We start from the raw sequence: 16,890 nt of genomic DNA on the forward strand, positions 1-16,890 counted from the left end.
CAAACTCTTCGCGAAGGCACAGGATCTTAAGTCCCACCAATCGCAATCACAACGACGACTTTCACAAAATTTGGTTTTCGTTCCAAAAAAGGACTTTACATATTCCCATATGGGAATACAATGACCGCCATGCCTAGATCACCAACAACAACCGACGCTTTTAATGCCATTGCGGAAGAACGTAGGCGCGAGATCATCCATCATCTGGCAGGCCAGGAGCGTTCTGTGAATGACCTGGTGGACTCGATGGGTGTGGCACAACCACAAGTATCGAAACATCTTCGCGTTTTGCGCGAGGTGGGACTCGTGAATGTGAGACAGGACGGAAAACACCGCTGGTACAGCCTCAACGCCAGACAGCTAAAACCAGTTTTTGACTGGGTACAAACATTTGAACGATTCTGGGATCACCAGTTGGCTGGAGTCAAAGCACTTGCTGAGGCTAAGGCCAAAGCAGCGAAACAAGAGAAATCCAAGAAAGAGAAAGAAGGGTAACCAAACATGGTAACAGCAGCAGATCAAAATCAAACATCGTTACATATCGAGCGCACTATCGAAATTGCCGCGCCGATTCAACTGGCGTACGAATCGCTACTCGAACAATTGGGACCTGCTTCCAAAATGCCGGATGGAACTCCTTTGCCTATGAAACTGGAAGCGTGGCCCGGCGGACGCTGGTTTCGCGATCTTGGAGAAGGGACAGGGCATTTCTGGGGAACAGTGCAGGTCATCAAGCCCCCCACCTTAATCGAAATCAATGGGCCACTCTTCATGTCTTATCCGGTCATGTCACATATGCAATACCGGCTCATCGAAAAAGGTGAAGCCACCACACTACAGTTCCTGCATCAGGCCATTGGAAATATTGATCCCTCACATGCAGAACATGTGACTCCTGGCTGGGAATACCAGTTAGGCCAAATCAAACAACGTGCTGAAAAATCAGCTTAAAAACCCCTTATAAAACAGAATCAGGAGATTATTTATGACAACACAACAACAAACCCCCTCAATTGTAGAACACGCTGCGGAACAACTGCCTCGCTCTCGTAATTTTTTACTTGGACTACTGGAAACGTTATCTGATGACCAATTACACGTGCGTGCTGGTGGAGCAGGGAACCATGCCCTGTGGGTGATGGGCCACGTCGCTTATGCGGACGACTTGTTCGTTTCATTATTTTGCAATGAACCCAGTTGTTTGCCGGAAGGACACACCGAGTTGTTTATCAACGGAACGACTCCCAGTGACAACCCTGCCGACTATCCCGACCGTGAAGAATTATTGAAACGGATGGAAACTGCCCGCACCAGACTGATTAAGTGGGCTCAGAGTTTAGAAGGCGATGCCATTTGGCAGGCATCCCCGGAAGAAATCGCGCAGATTGCCCCTGATGCAATCACTGCCGTACACACATTAGCACAACATGATTTTGTGCACGGCGGTCAAATCGCCACAATTCGAGCAACACTCGGCATGGAACCAGTCTTTGCTTAATACATAACGATTTAAGATGTCGTCGCAAATTCTCGACAATCTACGTGCGGCGGCATTTTCTTTCTTTCACATTCATTTCAAGAGGACAACTCAAATGTCATCCCCTGCAATTGTTTCTCCCGATCAGTGGCTCGAAGCCCGTCGCGAATTACTCATCAAAGAAAAAGCTGTGAGGCACGAACTGGACGATCTGGCGCGCCAACGAAGAGAGTTGCCACGTGTCAAAGTCGAAGAGGACTACCTGTTTGAATCAGAATCTGGTCAGCAAACACTCTCAGATCTTTTTGGTGATAACAGCCAACTGATTGTTTATCATTTTATGTACGGCCCTGGCTGGAAGGCAGGGTGCGTCTCCTGTTCCTTTCTCGCTGATCATTTTGATGGGATCAATCTCCATCTGGCTCACCACGATGTTTCTCTGGTTGCCATCGCGCGGGCACCTCTCGCCGAATTTCAGGATTTTAAACAGAGAATGGGTTGGGCTTTTCCCTGGGTCTCTTCAGCGGGCAGCAATTTCAACTTTGATTTTGGTGTCTCATTTACAAAAGAGCAAATCGCTGAAGAAGCAGCCTTTTACAACTATGAACATACAGGGAAAGTTGCAGAGGAAATGCCCGGCTTGAGTGTCTTCGTCAAAGAAGCCGACGGCAGCTTATATCACACCTATTCAACTTATACCCGCGGTCTTGACATTTTGCTGGGAGCACATAATTTTCTTGATCTGACTCCGAACGGACGCAACGAGAAAACAACCATGGATTGGGTGCGACATCACGATAAATATAAAACCAACAAGACTGCACAGTAATTAGACGAGTGTTGCTCCGCAAAAGAAAGTTGATTATGAGTTCATCTTGCCACTGCAGAACCTCTCTCAAAGAAACACCAACAGTCGGTAAACCTGCAAAACAAATTCTACCGACTTTAAGCTGTCTTCTCTCCGGGCTCGCTCTGGCATTAATGCCAAAGTGTCCTGCCTGTGTTGCTGCATATATTGCCCTCTTCACTGGTGTCGGACTTTCGACACCAGTTGCCGGGTATCTAAGAATTTTACTGGTCATACTCTGGAGTATTTCTTTTGTGTTTGCGATTAGTTTGATCATCAAGCGACGGTGGCTCTCCTGGAGTACACACTGATTCGACAACACCTCAAATGTTTGTCTATTTCTTGGGGATTTTTTTCAGGTGCAGGCCTTTCGTAGCGATTTGCACGCTCAATGCGGCATCTGCCAAATTCGCGATGAAAAAAATTGCTAATCCTGTGAAATACTTCCCCTCAGAAAATGCGATTAAGGTGAGCAGGACTAATAACAAAAAACCACAAAACTCAGCGCAGGCCAATGCATAATGCCTCATCACAATATCGCCCCACGAAGGGAAGATAAAGCTGCGAATTCCAACTTCGGAAGGTGTCCAATAGGTAGCACGACAACACTCACACTGATAGATATTCGGTGGAATCACACTAAAGCAGTGACCACAAAGCTGCTCTTGTGATTGAGTCACTGCAGGATCAAATCCTTTGTCCCGATATTCCAGTCCAATCTCCTCAACAAGGCACTGCATACTTTGCTGTGCTTCTTTGTTAAATCCGGAAAACCACAAATTGTTGCCATCTTTGAGGCAAATCTTTGTATAGCCAAGAATCGTGGAAACGATCTCATCAATTTGGCTATAGTAAATTGACCAGAATGTCTTATGAGGAATTCCCATCCTATCGGTGCGAATACAGAACACACGTAAATTCGTAAATACTATTACGGTATGCAACGTGCTTTCTGCCCACAATGAGCCCATTAAAAACACATCGGAGAGTGTTGATTGACTCCCTTTGGAGAGAAATAAAACGACTTCTTTTTTCAGAAGCATCATTCCCAGCAGAGGCTCAAGATGCCGTACCAAATCAACCTTATCCCTGATTTGGACATTAATGAAGAACCCATCAATGCGAGGAAACATTGTTTCCAACCGATAAGAAATTTTGGGATACCAATAGAAATTCAATTCCCCTAATTTCTCTGCCACTCGATCTCGGTCAACAGTTTCCATGGCTCCCCCTTCCTTAATAGAGTTATCAAAGAAGTTTGAGCTTATTTTACTCGAGATTCATCAGAAAATTTTCAAAAAAAAGCAGGAAGTGAATTTTATCTCCGTTTTGAAAGAAATGTAGTTGACTCATAAATAGAATCAGTTAGCCATGACTTGGCTTACCTCTGAAATAGTGACATCAAATCAAAAGAAATGCGAGGAATCATCATCAAATCCGCTCGGTCCAGCTTTGCACATCCAGTACTTCACTCAACATCATCTGCTGTGCGCAGAGAACCGAACGATGCAACTCTTCTGCCGTCACTTCTCCTGCGGAGTTCGAGAGAGAGAGTGTCCCCGTCGCATCACCCAAAAACTCAACGGTAAATCCCAGGTGTACTGCCTGTCGCGCTGTTGTGTCACAGCACATATGCGTCATGTATCCTGCAATTGTGATGGTATCCACACCACGATCACGCAACCATTCTTCTAAATCGGTACTTGTAAAACTTCCCGGTAATGTCTTCTGAACTAGATGGTCATACGAACGAGATGCTACCTCAGGGTGTAGTTCCCATTCCGGCGTTCCTTTTTGAAAGAACGGCTTATCTGAATCTGGAAAATAATGTTGTATCACAACGGTTGGTACAGAACCTGCCGCTGCATCCATCGCCTCCAAAATCTTTTCCAGATGCCCCGCGGGATGGGTAATGGGCAATGCTCCAGTAAAATACTCATTTTGCACGTCGATGACTAACAGCGCACGGCTCATTGAATCGCCTCACATTCTTTACAGTGATCTTTTAAAACCCAAAACAATTGACCCGATACGCAGAATAGCATAATCGTGAGCGAGCAACAATTGTTTTAATCAGCTGTAATCTCTCGACTTCTGATAGTCGCGGGGTGATATTCCCGTTGTACGACGAAACTGACGTGTGAAGGCACTCTGATCGGAGTAACCCACACTCAACGCGATGGAAGCAATCGATGCCTCAGTCTCCCTCAGTGCCTGTCGTGCACGATCAATGCGCAATTTCAAAAGCCATTGACCTGCAGTCAGACCAAAAACATGACGCATACGTCGGTTGAGTTGATAGTGTGACATTTCAGCAATCTTAGTCAGTTCATCAACTGTGGGAGGCTTTGCCAGATGTTCTTCAGCATAAGAAATCGCTGCTGCGAGGTGCTGATACGCTTCTGTCGTCATATCAGGCAAATGTAGGTCCTGGGAGACACCAACCAATCCCACAACAGTGCCGGTTTTTCGTTTTCGTAAAGGGAGTTTGGTCGTCAGACACCATCCCACATCTCCTGAAGCGTAAATATGCAGTTCTAATTGCGAAACAATCGGCTGTCCCGTTTGCAATACCGACAGGTCCTGCGCCACAAAACTGGTTCCCAGCGGCGCGGGAAGTACCTCGGCTGCAGTGCATCCAATTAATTGTCGCTTGTCTTGAACGTTACAACGATCCACAAGCGTGTTATTGACAACTAAATATTCCCCTCGCTCGTTCTTGATGAAAAAAACAATGTCTGATAAGTGATCAAACAACTCCTCACCCGTAAAGGGGGGATCAAGTTGGCTTAGCATTTCATAAATCATGAGTTTGTCTCCATTTCATAATTGTGCGCTTTTTTAAGTTGAATGTCGACTCTTAGTCAAGACAACGCACAATTTTAGACATAACATATACAGTATTCTGAATTCGTATTCAGCGGGATCGCGCCGCGATTAAGCTAAAGATCGAAACGCTTCGACAAGGAGAACTGATGTGACTGATAAGGCACACGTATTTCGCGGATGTATTCCTGCTCTAATGACACCATGTTCTGCTGATGGTCTTCCTGACTTTGAGTCTCTAGTCAAAAAAGGTCGTGAACTCATCGCGGCCGGAATGCGGGCTGTTGTCTACTGTGGCTCTATGGGCGACTGGCCCTTACTCACCGATGAACAACGCAGAGAAGGGGTACGTCAACTGGTGGAAGCAGGCATACCAGTCGTCGTAGGCACTGGAGCACAAAACACGCAACGCGCGGTGGCGATTGCCAGTCACGCAAAAGAAACTGGAGCGGCAGGACTGATGGTCATACCACGTGTCTTGTCACGTGGCACCTCGACCACAGCACAGCGTGATCACTTTGCAGCTATCTTGAAAGCGGGCGGTGAACTTCCTGCTGTGATTTATAACAGTCCCTATTATGGCTTCGAAACGAAAGCGGATCTATTTTTCGATCTGCGCCGCGATTATTCCAATCTCGTGGGATTCAAAGAATTCGGGGGTGCGGAATCACTGAGCTACGCCGCTGAGCATATTACTCATAGCGATCCGGACCTTGTGCTGATTGCAGGTGTAGATACTCAGGTCTTTCATGGCTACGTACATTGTGGCGCAAGCGGTGCTATTACAGGTGTCGGTAATGCGTTACCAAAAGAAACTCTGCGTCTGATCGAACTCTGCGAACAGGCAGCCGCCGGTGATGCAGAAGCGAGAAAACTCGCACTCGAACTCACGGAAGCACTCAATGTACTTGCTACTTATGATGAAGGCCCGGACCTTGTGTTGTACTACAAGTATCTGATGGTGCTGGAAGGCAATCCGAAGTATGAACATCACTTCTACAAATCGGATGCACTCAGTCCCAGTCAACAGAATTTTATTCGCTCGCAGTGGGAACAATTCAGAAAATGGTGGAGTATGTGGCCAGGTTCGAACACTTAAATCGCGAGGAGCCTATTATGCGCATCATCGACTCACATACTGAAGGAGAGCCAACACGTGTCATCGTCGGAGGAGGACCAGACCTGGGTAGTGGCTCTCTGTCGGAACGCTTGCAACGCTTTAAAGAAGAATTTGACAACTATCGTAGCGCGGTGATTAGTGAACCACGTGGATCAGAGGCAGTCGTAGGTGCTTTACTTTGTGAGCCTGTCGATTCCACTTGTGCGGCGGGCGTCATCTTCTTCAATAATACCGGCTATCTGGGCATGTGTGGTCATGGTGCGATGGGGGTGGCTGTCACTCTTGCCTATCAGGGGAGCGTGGAACTCGGTATCTGTCGGTTAGAGACACCTGTCGGGGTTGTCGAAGCCAGTCTTCTCTCGCCTAACAAAGTTGCAATTCATAATGTTCCCAGTTATCGCTTTCGACAAAAGGTCAGTCTGAATGTTTCCGATTTAGGAACGGTTGTTGGTGACATCGCCTGGGGTGGGAACTGGTTTTTCCTGATTGAACAATCACCTGTTGCACTCACGCTAGAAAATGTGAGACCACTTACTGAAGCGGCTCGACTGATCAGATCAGAGCTGAAACGTCAACAGATCACCGGGGCAGATGACGAAGAGATTGATCACATTGAATTCTTCGGGCCTGCAGAATTCCCTGATGCAAACAGTCGTAATTTCGTTTATTGCCCCGGTGGTGCCTATGATCGTTCCCCCTGTGGTACCGGCACCAGTGCCAAACTTGCTTGTCTGGCTGCTGACGGAAAACTAAAGCCGAATGAACCCTGGATTCAGGAAAGTATTATCGGCAGTCGTTTTCTTGCCACCTATTGCGACATAAATGATGGCCACATTGTCCCCACCATCACTGGTAACGCTTATATCTGCGGAGAAGGACAACTCATCCAACAACCCAATGATCCATTTCGATTTGGAATCACTGTTGAAGGCCAATCATGAATGTCTCCTCGGAACCCAAAACAGCGATTGTTGTCGGCTCGGGAATCATTGGAATTGCTTGTGCTCACTATCTGTCAAAAACAGGCATCCAGGTTACCGTCATAGACCGAAAGTCGATCGCGGGCGCTTGCTCGTATGGAAACTGTGGGTATATCTGTCCAAGTCACGTCTTGCCTCTCACAGAACCGGGAGCATTTCGCGTCGCTCTGAAATCACTGTTTACTCCCCATGCCCCCTTTCGTGTCAAACCACGATTGAGCCCGGCTCTATGGAACTGGATGTGGCAATTCGCCAGACGCTGCACTCATCGCCAGATGCTCGCCTCGGGGAATCATCTCAAATCAATTCTAGACTCTTCAATGGTCGAATATCGCAAACTCATCAAAGAAGAGCAGCTTGATTGTGAATGGACAGAAAAAGGACTGCTCTATGTGTTGCAAACCGAAAAAGGAATGCACGAATTCTCGAAGACAGATCAAATTCTGTCCGAGCACTTTGAGGTGAAGGCCCACTGTATTAAAGGCCATGATCTCCCCGCATTTGACCCCGCACTAAAACACGATCTTGCAGGTGCCTATTATTATCCGTCCGATACTTCCGTGCGACCGGACTTACTCAATTCACAGTGGGTAGACCATCTCAAAGAAAGAGGCGTCAAATTCGTCGAGAATTGCGAGTTACAAGAGCTTCGAAAATCGAATGAGCAGATCACACATCTGAATACTTCGTGTGGAGAAATGGACGCTGATCGTATCATTTTTGCCACAGGTGCGTGGAGCCCGCAATTCTCAGCGGAATTGGAATGTCAGATTCCAATCCAGCCGGGCAAAGGTTACTCAGTCACGATGCAGCGGCCGGAGCCGTGCCCACAATATCCAATGCTGTTTCCAGAGCATAAAGTAGGTGTCTCACCATTCGAAAACGGCTATCGTCTAGGGTCAATGATGGAATTCGCAGGCTATGACACCTCAATCCCCAAGCATCGCATTGCTCAATTATGCACATCTGCAGAGCCTTATCTGATTGCCCCCTTCACAGAGCGCGAACAGGAAACATGGTTCGGTTGGCGTCCCATGACCTGGGATAGCCTGCCGATTATCGGCCGCGTTCCCAATCTCACGAATGCCTATCTCGCCACCGGCCATAATATGCTCGGAATGAGTTTGGCCACCGCCACAGGAAAATTAATTGCCGAGATCGTGCAAGACCAACCCACGCACATTGACGCGAATCCATTTTCACCAGCGCGGTTTTGAAATGCAGAGCTTCAATTAAGATCGCTCATGCTTCTCTGGGAACCTTCTTGAGATGCAATCCTTTCGCAGCAATTTGTGCAGTAATTGCTGCGTCAGCGCCATTAGCGATAACAAACAAGAATACAGCAAAACCATACTCTCCATCTGAAACTGCAAATGCGATTGCCATAAGTAAGATCATAAACCCGAGTAGCTCAGCACATGCCACAGAATAATGTTTCATGACAAAGTCACCCCAAGACGGGAAGACAAAGCTACGGATACCGATCTCCGATGGTTTCCAGAAAGTGGCTCCACAGCTTTCACACTCATAATTGTGTTTCGGAACAACATCAAAACAATTGCCGCACAGTTTCTCGCGAGATTGAGAAACTTCGGGATCAAAGCCTTTTTCTTCAAACAATTTGTAGGCATCCAGAAACACCGCCCGCATCGTCTTGCGATCAATTTTGGGAAAACCGGAATAGTTCAGATTCTTGCCATCTTTCAGACAAATTTTTGCGTTTCCAAAGATCGTACTTTTCAACTCCTTAATTTGGCTATAGTAAATCGACCAGAAGGTTCGTTTTGGTTTTCCCTTGCCATTGGTCCTAATACAAAGCAGTCTTAAATTCGTGAGCACCACCACCGTATGATTAATCGTTTGTGCCCAGAGTGCACCCATAAAAAACTGCTCAGAAACAGAGGACTGATTCCCTTTGGAAATAAAGAGCACTTCCTCATTTTCCATAAGCAACTCTTTCAACAACGGTTCCACACGCTGCACCAGTTTGAACTTTTTCTTAATCCCGCTGTTAGCAAACATCCCTTCAATTTTGGGAAACATCGTTTCCAGTCGATAATTAATATCAGGCGATAACCTGAGGTTCAATTGTGTTAGTTTGGTATCCACCAGATTACTATCAACAGCGGCCATAGCCTATAATTCCTAAATTTGAGTCGGTCAAAGAAGTGGGAACGTGCATCTTACCCCGAGACGCCGAATTGTTCAAAAAATATCCTTGAATTTTCGAGTGATTTTTTTATTCGGTGACCGACCTCATTTTTTATCCACACAAATCTGAATTGTTAAAGTAGTTCTGCAAAGAATTGATCAAACGCCTTAAAGATCGGTTTTTCCTTCGTCCGATCGAATACAGAAAATCGAACCTGCTTGAAACGACCAAAATATGGAGAACCTTCACACAGAAATTCATAAAAATTCTCTGCCACCATCTTAGGACAATTTCGAAAAACGCCACACCCCCAAGCCCCCAGAACCAGCGCATCACAGCCTTTTGCCGCGAATAAAGCCAGCACTTTATCCATCCGTGTTTTGAATAACTGCGGGATCGCATCAACTTTATCAGGTTCATTTTTCTGAATGGCCCCCGCATTCGGAGCTGCACTGGTCAGGAAGTCCACTTGGTAACTTGCTTCCAGAAAGGCACCAGCGTCATCACGAAACACAGGACAACCTGGCGAGAAAATCATCCGATCTGAGTAAAAGGCACTCCGCAGATTCCGATGTGTATCATAGTATTCTTCAAAAAACAGATTCAACGAACTATATAAGCTTGAACTCCGAGCCAAGCTTTCTTCCTGTGCCTGACTACCTCCTAGGAAACCACCGCCAGGATTTTTAGCTGACGCAAAATTGAGTACACCTATTTTGCTGCAATCTTCTTCAGAACAAAGTTCACGAGCGCCTTCTAAAGTTGTTTCATTCACGAGACGGAAACTGGTACTCGTAAACGATCGCGGCTGTTCAGACACGTCACGTCTAATCTGATCCAGTTGCTCTGGATCAAAATGCTCGGCCCCAGCATTACATGCTTCCACCTCCGCTTGAATCGCCACCAATTCCCCTTGCGGATTCACATAGCGACCTTTTTCTACCACTTCTAATGTTGTTTTCGCCAGTTGCGATCTTGCTGATCGACTCATACTAAATCCTTTTCTTCCTAAATTTTTTTATTTTTTCTTGTTAAGAACAAGAATACCTTAGTGTATTTAATACAACAAGATATCCGTAAAAAGGTTCGCTAGTTTTTACAAAATATTTCGAAAAATTTTCACACAACTGCTAATACTGACTGCTCCACGCGAATGACGCCCAAAACCTCAATCCCTTTCGTATATTTCGTGGTCGAATCACTTCCCTTTGGCTTTCTATCCAGTCAGAATTTTCGATAGAATAGAAGTCCTCTCCTCATCCATCAGCCGCAAGATAACATCAATCAGGAACATCATCATGAAGCGATTGCTGGCCCTCTGCCTCTCACTTTTGATCATCATCACCTCAAGCATCAGCTTCGCAGCCGAACCTATTAATATTGGCTCGCAACTGGAATTAATGGTGGATGACACCTTAATTGAATCGCGCTCACCAGAGACCCGCTTTGTGTTGCATCATCCCATTCCGCAGGGAGTTGTATTCACCTATGATGCCCCCTGGGAAGGGAGTGGCTGCGGCTATCAGAGTATTTTCAAAGACGGCGACAAATATCGTATGTACTACAAAGCCTGGCAGCTCAACGTGCAGCAGGGAAAACTCGGCCCCAATCCCAGTAACTTCACCTGCTATGCTGAGAGTGATGATGGAATCCACTGGAAACGTCCTGATCTCGGCCTGTTTGCTTTTCCGAAAGGTGGCTCCAAAGACAACAACATCGTGATCGGGCTTGAACGTCGCGACTGGATGAAAGATGCCCAACCCGATCCCGTGCATCCCGCCGTCTTCAAAGACGAAAACCCGAACTGTACTGCTGATGCCAAATACAAGGCCATTCTGCGCTCCCGCGGTCCCAAAGGTCTGCTCGTCCTGAAATCACCAGATGGCATTCACTGGTCGCTCATGATTGATAAACCGGTGATTACCCATGGTGCCTTCGATTCACAAAACCTGGCGTTCTGGGATCCCACCATCAAAAAATACCGCGCCTACTGGCGTTATTTTACAGCCGGCACCACTGATAAAGTCTGGAAGCCGGCCGGCTATCGCGATATCCGTACCGCGACCTCTGAAGACTTACTGAATTGGAGCAAGCCCCAGAACCTGACTTATGGCGATGCACCACCCGAGCATCTCTATACGAATCAAATCAAACCCTACTATCGTGCTCCCCACATTCTGATCGGCTTGCCCACACGTTACATCGAACGTGGCTGGTCAAAATCGATGGAAGCGCTGCCCGATGCGAAACATCGTAAGATGCGTTCTTCCATTTCTGATCGTTATGGCATGGCCATTACCGAAGCCCTTTTCATGACCAGCCGTGACGGCGTGAAATTCAAACGCTGGCAGGAAGCCTTCCTGCGTCCCGGCCCCGAACGCAACGACACCTGGGCCTACGGCAATCAATACATTGCCTGGCAAATGGTCGAAACCAAATCTACCACCGAAGGTGCTCCGAATGAACTTTCTCTCTATGCTTCCGAGGGCTACTGGACCGGAACAAGCAATCAACTGAGACGCTACACGATGCGAATCGACGGCTTTGTCTCTCTAAAAGCACCGATGAAGGGAGGAGAGATCATCACTAAACCCTTCACGTTCAAGGGTAAAGAACTGCTGTTCAACTTCGCCACCTCCGCCGCCGGTTCCATTGTCGTCGAATTACAAACCCCAGACGGCAAACCGATCCCCGGCTTCACAGAAAAAGAGGGCATCGAACTCTTCGGCGACACACTCTCACGCTCCGTTCACTGGAAAAATGGTTCCGACGTCAGCCAACTCGCCGGCAAACCAATCCGCATGAAAATCAAACTCAAAGACGCGGATCTGTATTCGCTGCGGTTTAAATAAACGAGGATGTAAGGCAAAAGTAATTTCTTAAAATATGCAAGTGCCACTGTCGGCTCATTCTTTAGGCCGACAGTGCGTTGAACTAACAAACCCAACAACCCAAACTTTTGTATCTTTCGTGGTAGTGAAACAACCACATCAAAGCCAACTCACCCACGCCGCTTCCACCGCTGTCGAGCGGCGTCCAGTAACACCGCGACAATGATCACCGCTCCCGTAATCACACGTTTAATCGGATCCGAAGCCCCAACCTGAGCCAGCCCTGTTTGCAGGACGGCGATGATTAGCACACCGAAGAACGTATTGATCACCGAACCGCGACCGCCCATCAGGCTGGTACCGCCGATCACACAGGCTGCGATGGCCGCCAGTTCTAATCCGACGGCGGCGTTGGGGTCGGCAGTGGAAAGTCTGGAAGTTTGCATGATGCCAGCTAAACCACACATCAAACCGCTGATTGTGAACACGGTGATTGAGTAGGGAGCTGTGCGGATGCCCGACATGCGCACTGCTTCCACGTTTGTGCCAATGGCGATGCAGTATCTGCCAAACACAGTCCGTGTGAGCAAATATTGTCCCGCCGCAACGATGACCAGCGATAACAGAAACGCAGGAGAGAATGCGAGGCCCTTCATTGGCACGCCAATCCATTCAATCGAAGAGCCAATGTATTTTGTCTGTGAATCTGTCATCAGATAGGCACTGCCGCGTGCCATTTCCAGCATGCCCAATGTAACGATGAACGATGGGATACTCGCTTTCACGCTGATCACACCATTCAACACGCCACAAAACGCCCCCACTCCCAGACAGATGGGAACCGCCGCCCAAAGCGGCCAGCCATAGTTAACCATCAACACCCCCAATACGGCTGAAGAGAGTGCCAACAGCGAACCCACCGACAAATCAATGCCACCGATAATCAGTACCAGCGTCATCCCAACGGCAATCACTGTCAGGTCAGGAATTTGATTGGCAATCGTGATCAAAGTCTGCTGCGACAGAAAATTCTGGCTCATCAGACTGAAGATCAGAACCAACAGCGCCAGCACACCCAGCAATCCCACGTATTGCAGGAGCGAAGACATCAGGTTTCCGCTGACAGAGCGTGAAGCAGAAGTCGTCTCGGAAACAGGGGCAGGGGAGTCGTTCATACGTTTGATCCTGGAACAAGATGAGTCTCTGGTTGTGTGTATCCTGAAAAGCAATCTTGCATGATCGCGTCGTAGGACCATGTTTCGCGGGTATATTCTGAAACCAGTTTCCCCGCCGACATCACGCCGATGCGATCACAGGTCTCGAACAGTTCTTCCAGATCACTGCTTACAATAATGAGTGCCTTACCTTGTTTAGCAAGCTTGTCGAATAGCTGATGAATCTTTCTGCGGGCTGCCACATCAATGCCGCGAGTCGGTTCATCAAACAGAAACACGTCGGCGTCTTTTAACAACCACTTTGCCACGGTCACCTTTTGTTGATTGCCACCACTCAGCGTACTCACAGTTTGCTCAATATTGCGGGCGTGAATTTGCATCGTGTCCCGCTGTGCTTCGACGAGCTTTCTTTCCTGGCTTCGATTGATGATACCAACGGAACCAGCCAGCAAATCCATGCTGGAGAGTGTCGTATTCACCCGAATCGATTGTGAAAGTAACAACCCGTTTTGCTTGCGATCTTCTGTTACCATTGCCAGTCGTTGTGAGACTGCTGTATGAGGATGGTCAAACTGATAAGCCGATGATTCCCCCCGTAAAAAAATTTCTCCGCTGTCCGCTCGGTCAGCCCCAAATATCAACCGTAACAGTTCAGTACGCCCCGATCCCACCAGACCGGCGATTCCATAACGTTCGCCCGCTTTGACTGAAAAATTCACATTTTGAACCACGGACGCGCGCCCCAATCCGGAAACACGAATCATTTCCTGGTTCGTTGCATAAGACCGATGATTCTGAATTGCGTGCTGCGCCGTCCCTGTTTCTCCCGTCATGAGATCAATCACTCGTTCGATCGGTTTGAACTCATCCACCTTATGAGTGTTTACATATTTGCCATCTCGCAACACAGTCAGACGGTCGGCAATCTGAGCGATTTCATCCAGCCGATGACTGATATAAATAATACCAACACCATTCTTTCTCAGTTCAGAGAGCCGCGTAAACAGCCGCTCGGTTTCACCAGCACTCAATGCCGCCGTCGGTTCATCCAGAATCAACACCTGACAATTCCGATCCAGGGCCGCTGCGATTTCCAGCATCTGTTGCTGGCCAACACCGAGGCTACCCGCCATTTGATTGGTGTCGATATCGTTTAACCCGAATCGATCCAAAGCCACTCGTGCATGTGCATGGAGTAACTTTCGATTGACGATCCCACACCGCTGTGGAAAGCGTCCCAGTAATAGATTTTCAGCGACAGTCAACGTCGGAATCAGATTCAGTTCCTGTTGTACAATCTGGACACCCAACGACTCGGCAGAGCGTTTATCGCGGGGATTGTACAACTCGCCGTTCAGAGTCATGCTGCCCGAAGTTGCTAGCGTCAAACCGGCGATAATCCGACAGAGCGTACTTTTGCCCGCACCATTGGCTCCCAGCAGCGCGTGGATTTCACCTGCTTTGAGTTCAAACTGCACGTTATCCAATACCCGTACAACGTAATCCTTGCACAGTCCGCGGACGGTAAGACGGAGCGGCTGCGACTCACCATTCATTTCAGAACCTCAGCGGTAATGAGATCGACGGGGGTTTCGCGATCTTCAACTTTCGCATCCGGGTCCTCTATCAAACGCAATGCGTGTTCAATTCCAAACACCGCCAGCTCACCACCATGCTGGTCGGCCGTCGCCAGGATCTGGCCATCCCGAATTGCCTGTTGAACGGCGGCGATATTATCAAATCCGACAATGGCCACCTCGCCAGTCTTGTTATTATTCTTGACGGCCGCTAATGCCCCCAGAGCCATACTGTCATTCGCTGCCAGAATCGCTTTGACATTCGGATGCTCGCTAAGCATCGAAAGGGCCAGAGTATTCGCCATACTCATTTCCCATTGTGCCGACTGACTGTCTACAATCTTGATTCCCGCATCCTGCATCGCCGCCTCAAAACCAAGTCGCCGCTGTGTTCCGTTAAATGAGGTTCGGATGCCTTCTAATACAACCACTTCATCACCCGACTTCAGCTTCGAAGCCAGGAAATCGCCCACCTTTTTGGCTCCCGCTTGATTATCGGGCCCAACGAAGGGAATTGAAATTTTTTCCGCTTCCAGGATTTCCTGATCCAGCTTATTATCGATGTTTACGACCACCACCCCCGCTTCCCGCGCGCGACGGAGAGCAGGAACCAGCGCTTTTGAATCCGCGGGGGCAATCACAATTGCATCCACGCCGTTAGCTACCATTTCTTCAACGAGTGCCACCTGACGACTGAGATCTCGCTCATCCTTGATTCCGTTCACAATGAGTTCATATTCATCCCCTTGTTGCTGTTGATGTTTTTTAGCTCCCTCCGCCATGGAAGAAAAAAAGTCGTTCGCCAGTGACTTCATGATTAAAGCAATCCGTGGTTTTTTATCTCCCGAATTGACGTCAACCTGCTCAGCTTTCTGATCACTGTTTTCTGTGCAGCTCATCAGCAGGCAACAGAATGCCAACAATAAACTATAATGCCAATGTCTTCTGAACTCGTTCATTTGAGCGTCCCTCTTATTGTCGTTTTAAAAGTGTTTCGATCTGTTCTCGTGTCGGCATCGCTGTTTGTGCTCCTGCGCCCGATGCAGCCAACGCACCCGCGGCGGAAGCAAACTGTACCGCTTCGATCAAACTCGCATGCTCTGCCAGGCGAACGGCTATTCCCGCTGCAAACGCATCACCGGCAGCTGTAGAATCGATGGCTTCTACGGCAAATGACGGCACTGTTTGAATGGTCTCTCCGTCAAACAGAACTGCCCCTTGTTCCCCCATCGTGATGATTGCCTGTTTCGGGCCAAGCTGTATCAGTTCTTTCATCAGCGACACCGCATCGTCCATTGACTCAACCGGTTTCCCCAGCAATGCCGCCGCCTCGGATTGATTGGGGCAAATCAAATCGACATTCAATAAATCGGCACAACATTCAAGCGGAGCAGGCGCCGGATCGAGAATCACAGGCACTCCCGCATCGCGTGCGATCTGTGTTGTATACGCGACGATCTCCTGCGGCACCTCCAATTGCATCAGCAAAACATCACTGCCGTATATCACCTCTCTAGCTTGTTCGATCTCCTGCTGATTGACCAGAGCGTTGGCACCAGGCACAACGAGAATCGCATTCTCGCCACTCTCTTCCACCATCACTACTGCGACACCACTGGCGGTATTCTCTCGCCGTATAATGCGCGATGTATCAACGTTTTCTTCTGCAAGGTTCTGCAACAATTGCGTAGCAAAACTGTCATCTCCCACACAGCCAATCATTGTGACTTCCGCGCCCATGCGGGCTGCTGCCACCGCCTGATTCGCACCTTTGCCTCCCGGATTTTCCACTTTAGAATCAGCAATGACCGTCTCACCAGGGAGTGGCAGATTTGACGCACGGATCATCAAATCCATGTTGATGGAACCGACGACAGTGATCTTCGCTTGTTGCTTCTCAGCCAT

The 16,890-nt window shown here is 48.2% G+C and carries 18 protein-coding genes; 9 read left to right on the forward strand and 9 right to left on the reverse strand.

Annotated elements, in window-relative coordinates; genetic code table 11:
* Window positions 1–120 precede the first annotated feature (120 nt).
* From V144x_RS17955 to V144x_RS17975, 5 genes are all read left to right on the forward strand, one after another.
* Complete coding sequence (locus tag V144x_RS17955; RefSeq protein WP_197998496.1) at window positions 121–495, forward strand: ArsR/SmtB family transcription factor; 375 nt, start codon at window positions 121–123, stop codon at window positions 493–495.
* A gap of 6 nt (window positions 496–501) precedes the next feature.
* Window positions 502–951, forward strand: coding sequence for an SRPBCC family protein (locus V144x_RS17960; protein ID WP_144986728.1), 450 nt, complete (start codon window positions 502–504; stop codon window positions 949–951).
* Window positions 952–985: 34 nt separating this feature from the next.
* Window positions 986–1,498, forward strand: coding sequence for a DinB family protein (locus V144x_RS17965; RefSeq protein ID WP_144986730.1), 513 nt, complete (start codon window positions 986–988; stop codon window positions 1,496–1,498).
* 94 nt (window positions 1,499–1,592) lie between these two features.
* A complete protein-coding gene (locus tag V144x_RS17970; protein ID WP_144986732.1) occupies window positions 1,593–2,306 on the forward strand; it encodes a DUF899 domain-containing protein in 714 nt (237 codons plus the stop codon).
* Window positions 2,307–2,341: 35 nt separating this feature from the next.
* The gene (locus V144x_RS17975) at window positions 2,342–2,635 is read left to right on the forward strand and encodes a hypothetical protein (protein ID WP_144986734.1); all 294 of its coding nucleotides are present in this window, start codon (window positions 2,342–2,344) and stop codon (window positions 2,633–2,635) included.
* Window positions 2,636–2,659: 24 nt separating this feature from the next.
* Here V144x_RS17975 and V144x_RS17980 read toward each other — a convergent pair whose 3' ends face one another.
* From V144x_RS17980 to V144x_RS17990, 3 genes are all read right to left on the reverse strand, one after another.
* Entirely contained in the window at window positions 2,660–3,547 is an 888-nt protein-coding gene (locus tag V144x_RS17980) for a hypothetical protein (RefSeq protein ID WP_144986736.1), read from the reverse strand.
* A 208-nt stretch (window positions 3,548–3,755) separates the two neighbouring features.
* Window positions 3,756–4,298, reverse strand: coding sequence for a cysteine hydrolase family protein (locus tag V144x_RS17985; protein ID WP_144986738.1), 543 nt, complete (start codon window positions 4,296–4,298; stop codon window positions 3,756–3,758).
* Window positions 4,299–4,397: 99 nt separating this feature from the next.
* A complete protein-coding gene (locus tag V144x_RS17990) occupies window positions 4,398–5,132 on the reverse strand; it encodes an AraC family transcriptional regulator (RefSeq protein ID WP_144986740.1) in 735 nt (244 codons plus the stop codon).
* 169 nt (window positions 5,133–5,301) lie between these two features.
* Here V144x_RS17990 and V144x_RS17995 point away from each other — a divergent pair, with 169 nt between their 5' ends.
* The 3 genes from V144x_RS17995 to V144x_RS18005 are packed head-to-tail and all read left to right on the forward strand — an operon-like array spanning window position 5,302 to window position 8,467.
* A complete protein-coding gene (locus V144x_RS17995; RefSeq protein WP_144986742.1) occupies window positions 5,302–6,249 on the forward strand; it encodes a dihydrodipicolinate synthase family protein in 948 nt (315 codons plus the stop codon).
* A 17-nt stretch (window positions 6,250–6,266) separates the two neighbouring features.
* Window positions 6,267–7,211, forward strand: a complete 945-nt coding sequence (locus tag V144x_RS18000; protein ID WP_144986744.1) for a proline racemase family protein — start codon at window positions 6,267–6,269, stop codon at window positions 7,209–7,211.
* The gene (locus V144x_RS18005; RefSeq protein ID WP_144986746.1) at window positions 7,208–8,467 is read left to right on the forward strand and encodes an NAD(P)/FAD-dependent oxidoreductase; all 1,260 of its coding nucleotides are present in this window, start codon (window positions 7,208–7,210) and stop codon (window positions 8,465–8,467) included. The genes V144x_RS18000 and V144x_RS18005 overlap by 4 nt, the downstream gene beginning before the upstream one ends.
* Before the next feature lie 25 nt (window positions 8,468–8,492).
* Here V144x_RS18005 and V144x_RS18010 read toward each other — a convergent pair whose 3' ends face one another.
* Complete coding sequence (locus V144x_RS18010; protein WP_144986748.1) at window positions 8,493–9,383, reverse strand: PH domain-containing protein; 891 nt, start codon at window positions 9,381–9,383, stop codon at window positions 8,493–8,495.
* Between the two features lie 152 nt (window positions 9,384–9,535).
* The gene (locus tag V144x_RS18015) at window positions 9,536–10,393 is read right to left on the reverse strand and encodes a TIGR02452 family protein (protein ID WP_144986750.1); all 858 of its coding nucleotides are present in this window, start codon (window positions 10,391–10,393) and stop codon (window positions 9,536–9,538) included.
* Window positions 10,394–10,700: 307 nt separating this feature from the next.
* Here V144x_RS18015 and V144x_RS18020 point away from each other — a divergent pair, with 307 nt between their 5' ends.
* Window positions 10,701–12,254 (forward strand): glycoside hydrolase family protein, encoded by a 1,554-nt coding sequence (locus V144x_RS18020; protein ID WP_144986752.1) that lies wholly within the window; start codon window positions 10,701–10,703, stop codon window positions 12,252–12,254.
* A 149-nt stretch (window positions 12,255–12,403) separates the two neighbouring features.
* Here the strand turns inward: V144x_RS18020 and V144x_RS18025 are convergent, their stop codons facing one another.
* Genes V144x_RS18025 through rbsK form a run of 4 tightly spaced genes read right to left on the reverse strand, consistent with a single transcriptional unit; the run spans window position 12,404 to window position 16,890 of the window.
* Window positions 12,404–13,408, reverse strand: a complete 1,005-nt coding sequence (locus V144x_RS18025; protein WP_144986754.1) for an ABC transporter permease — start codon at window positions 13,406–13,408, stop codon at window positions 12,404–12,406.
* Window positions 13,405–14,964: a sugar ABC transporter ATP-binding protein gene (locus tag V144x_RS18030; protein WP_144986760.1), complete on the reverse strand. Its 1,560-nt coding sequence runs from the start codon at window positions 14,962–14,964 to the stop codon at window positions 13,405–13,407. The genes V144x_RS18025 and V144x_RS18030 overlap by 4 nt, the downstream gene beginning before the upstream one ends.
* Window positions 14,961–15,944 carry a sugar ABC transporter substrate-binding protein gene (locus V144x_RS18035; RefSeq protein WP_232102568.1) on the reverse strand — a complete coding sequence of 328 codons (984 nt, stop codon included), beginning with the start codon at window positions 15,942–15,944 and terminating at the stop codon, window positions 14,961–14,963. Before V144x_RS18035 ends, V144x_RS18030 begins: the two co-directional genes overlap by 4 nt.
* A 13-nt stretch (window positions 15,945–15,957) precedes the next feature.
* On the reverse strand, window positions 15,958–16,890 hold the full coding sequence (gene rbsK / locus V144x_RS18040) for a ribokinase (RefSeq protein ID WP_144986762.1): 933 nt from the start codon (window positions 16,888–16,890) through the stop codon (window positions 15,958–15,960).

Source organism: Gimesia aquarii (assembly GCF_007748195.1).
Classification (GTDB): domain Bacteria; phylum Planctomycetota; class Planctomycetia; order Planctomycetales; family Planctomycetaceae; genus Gimesia; species Gimesia aquarii.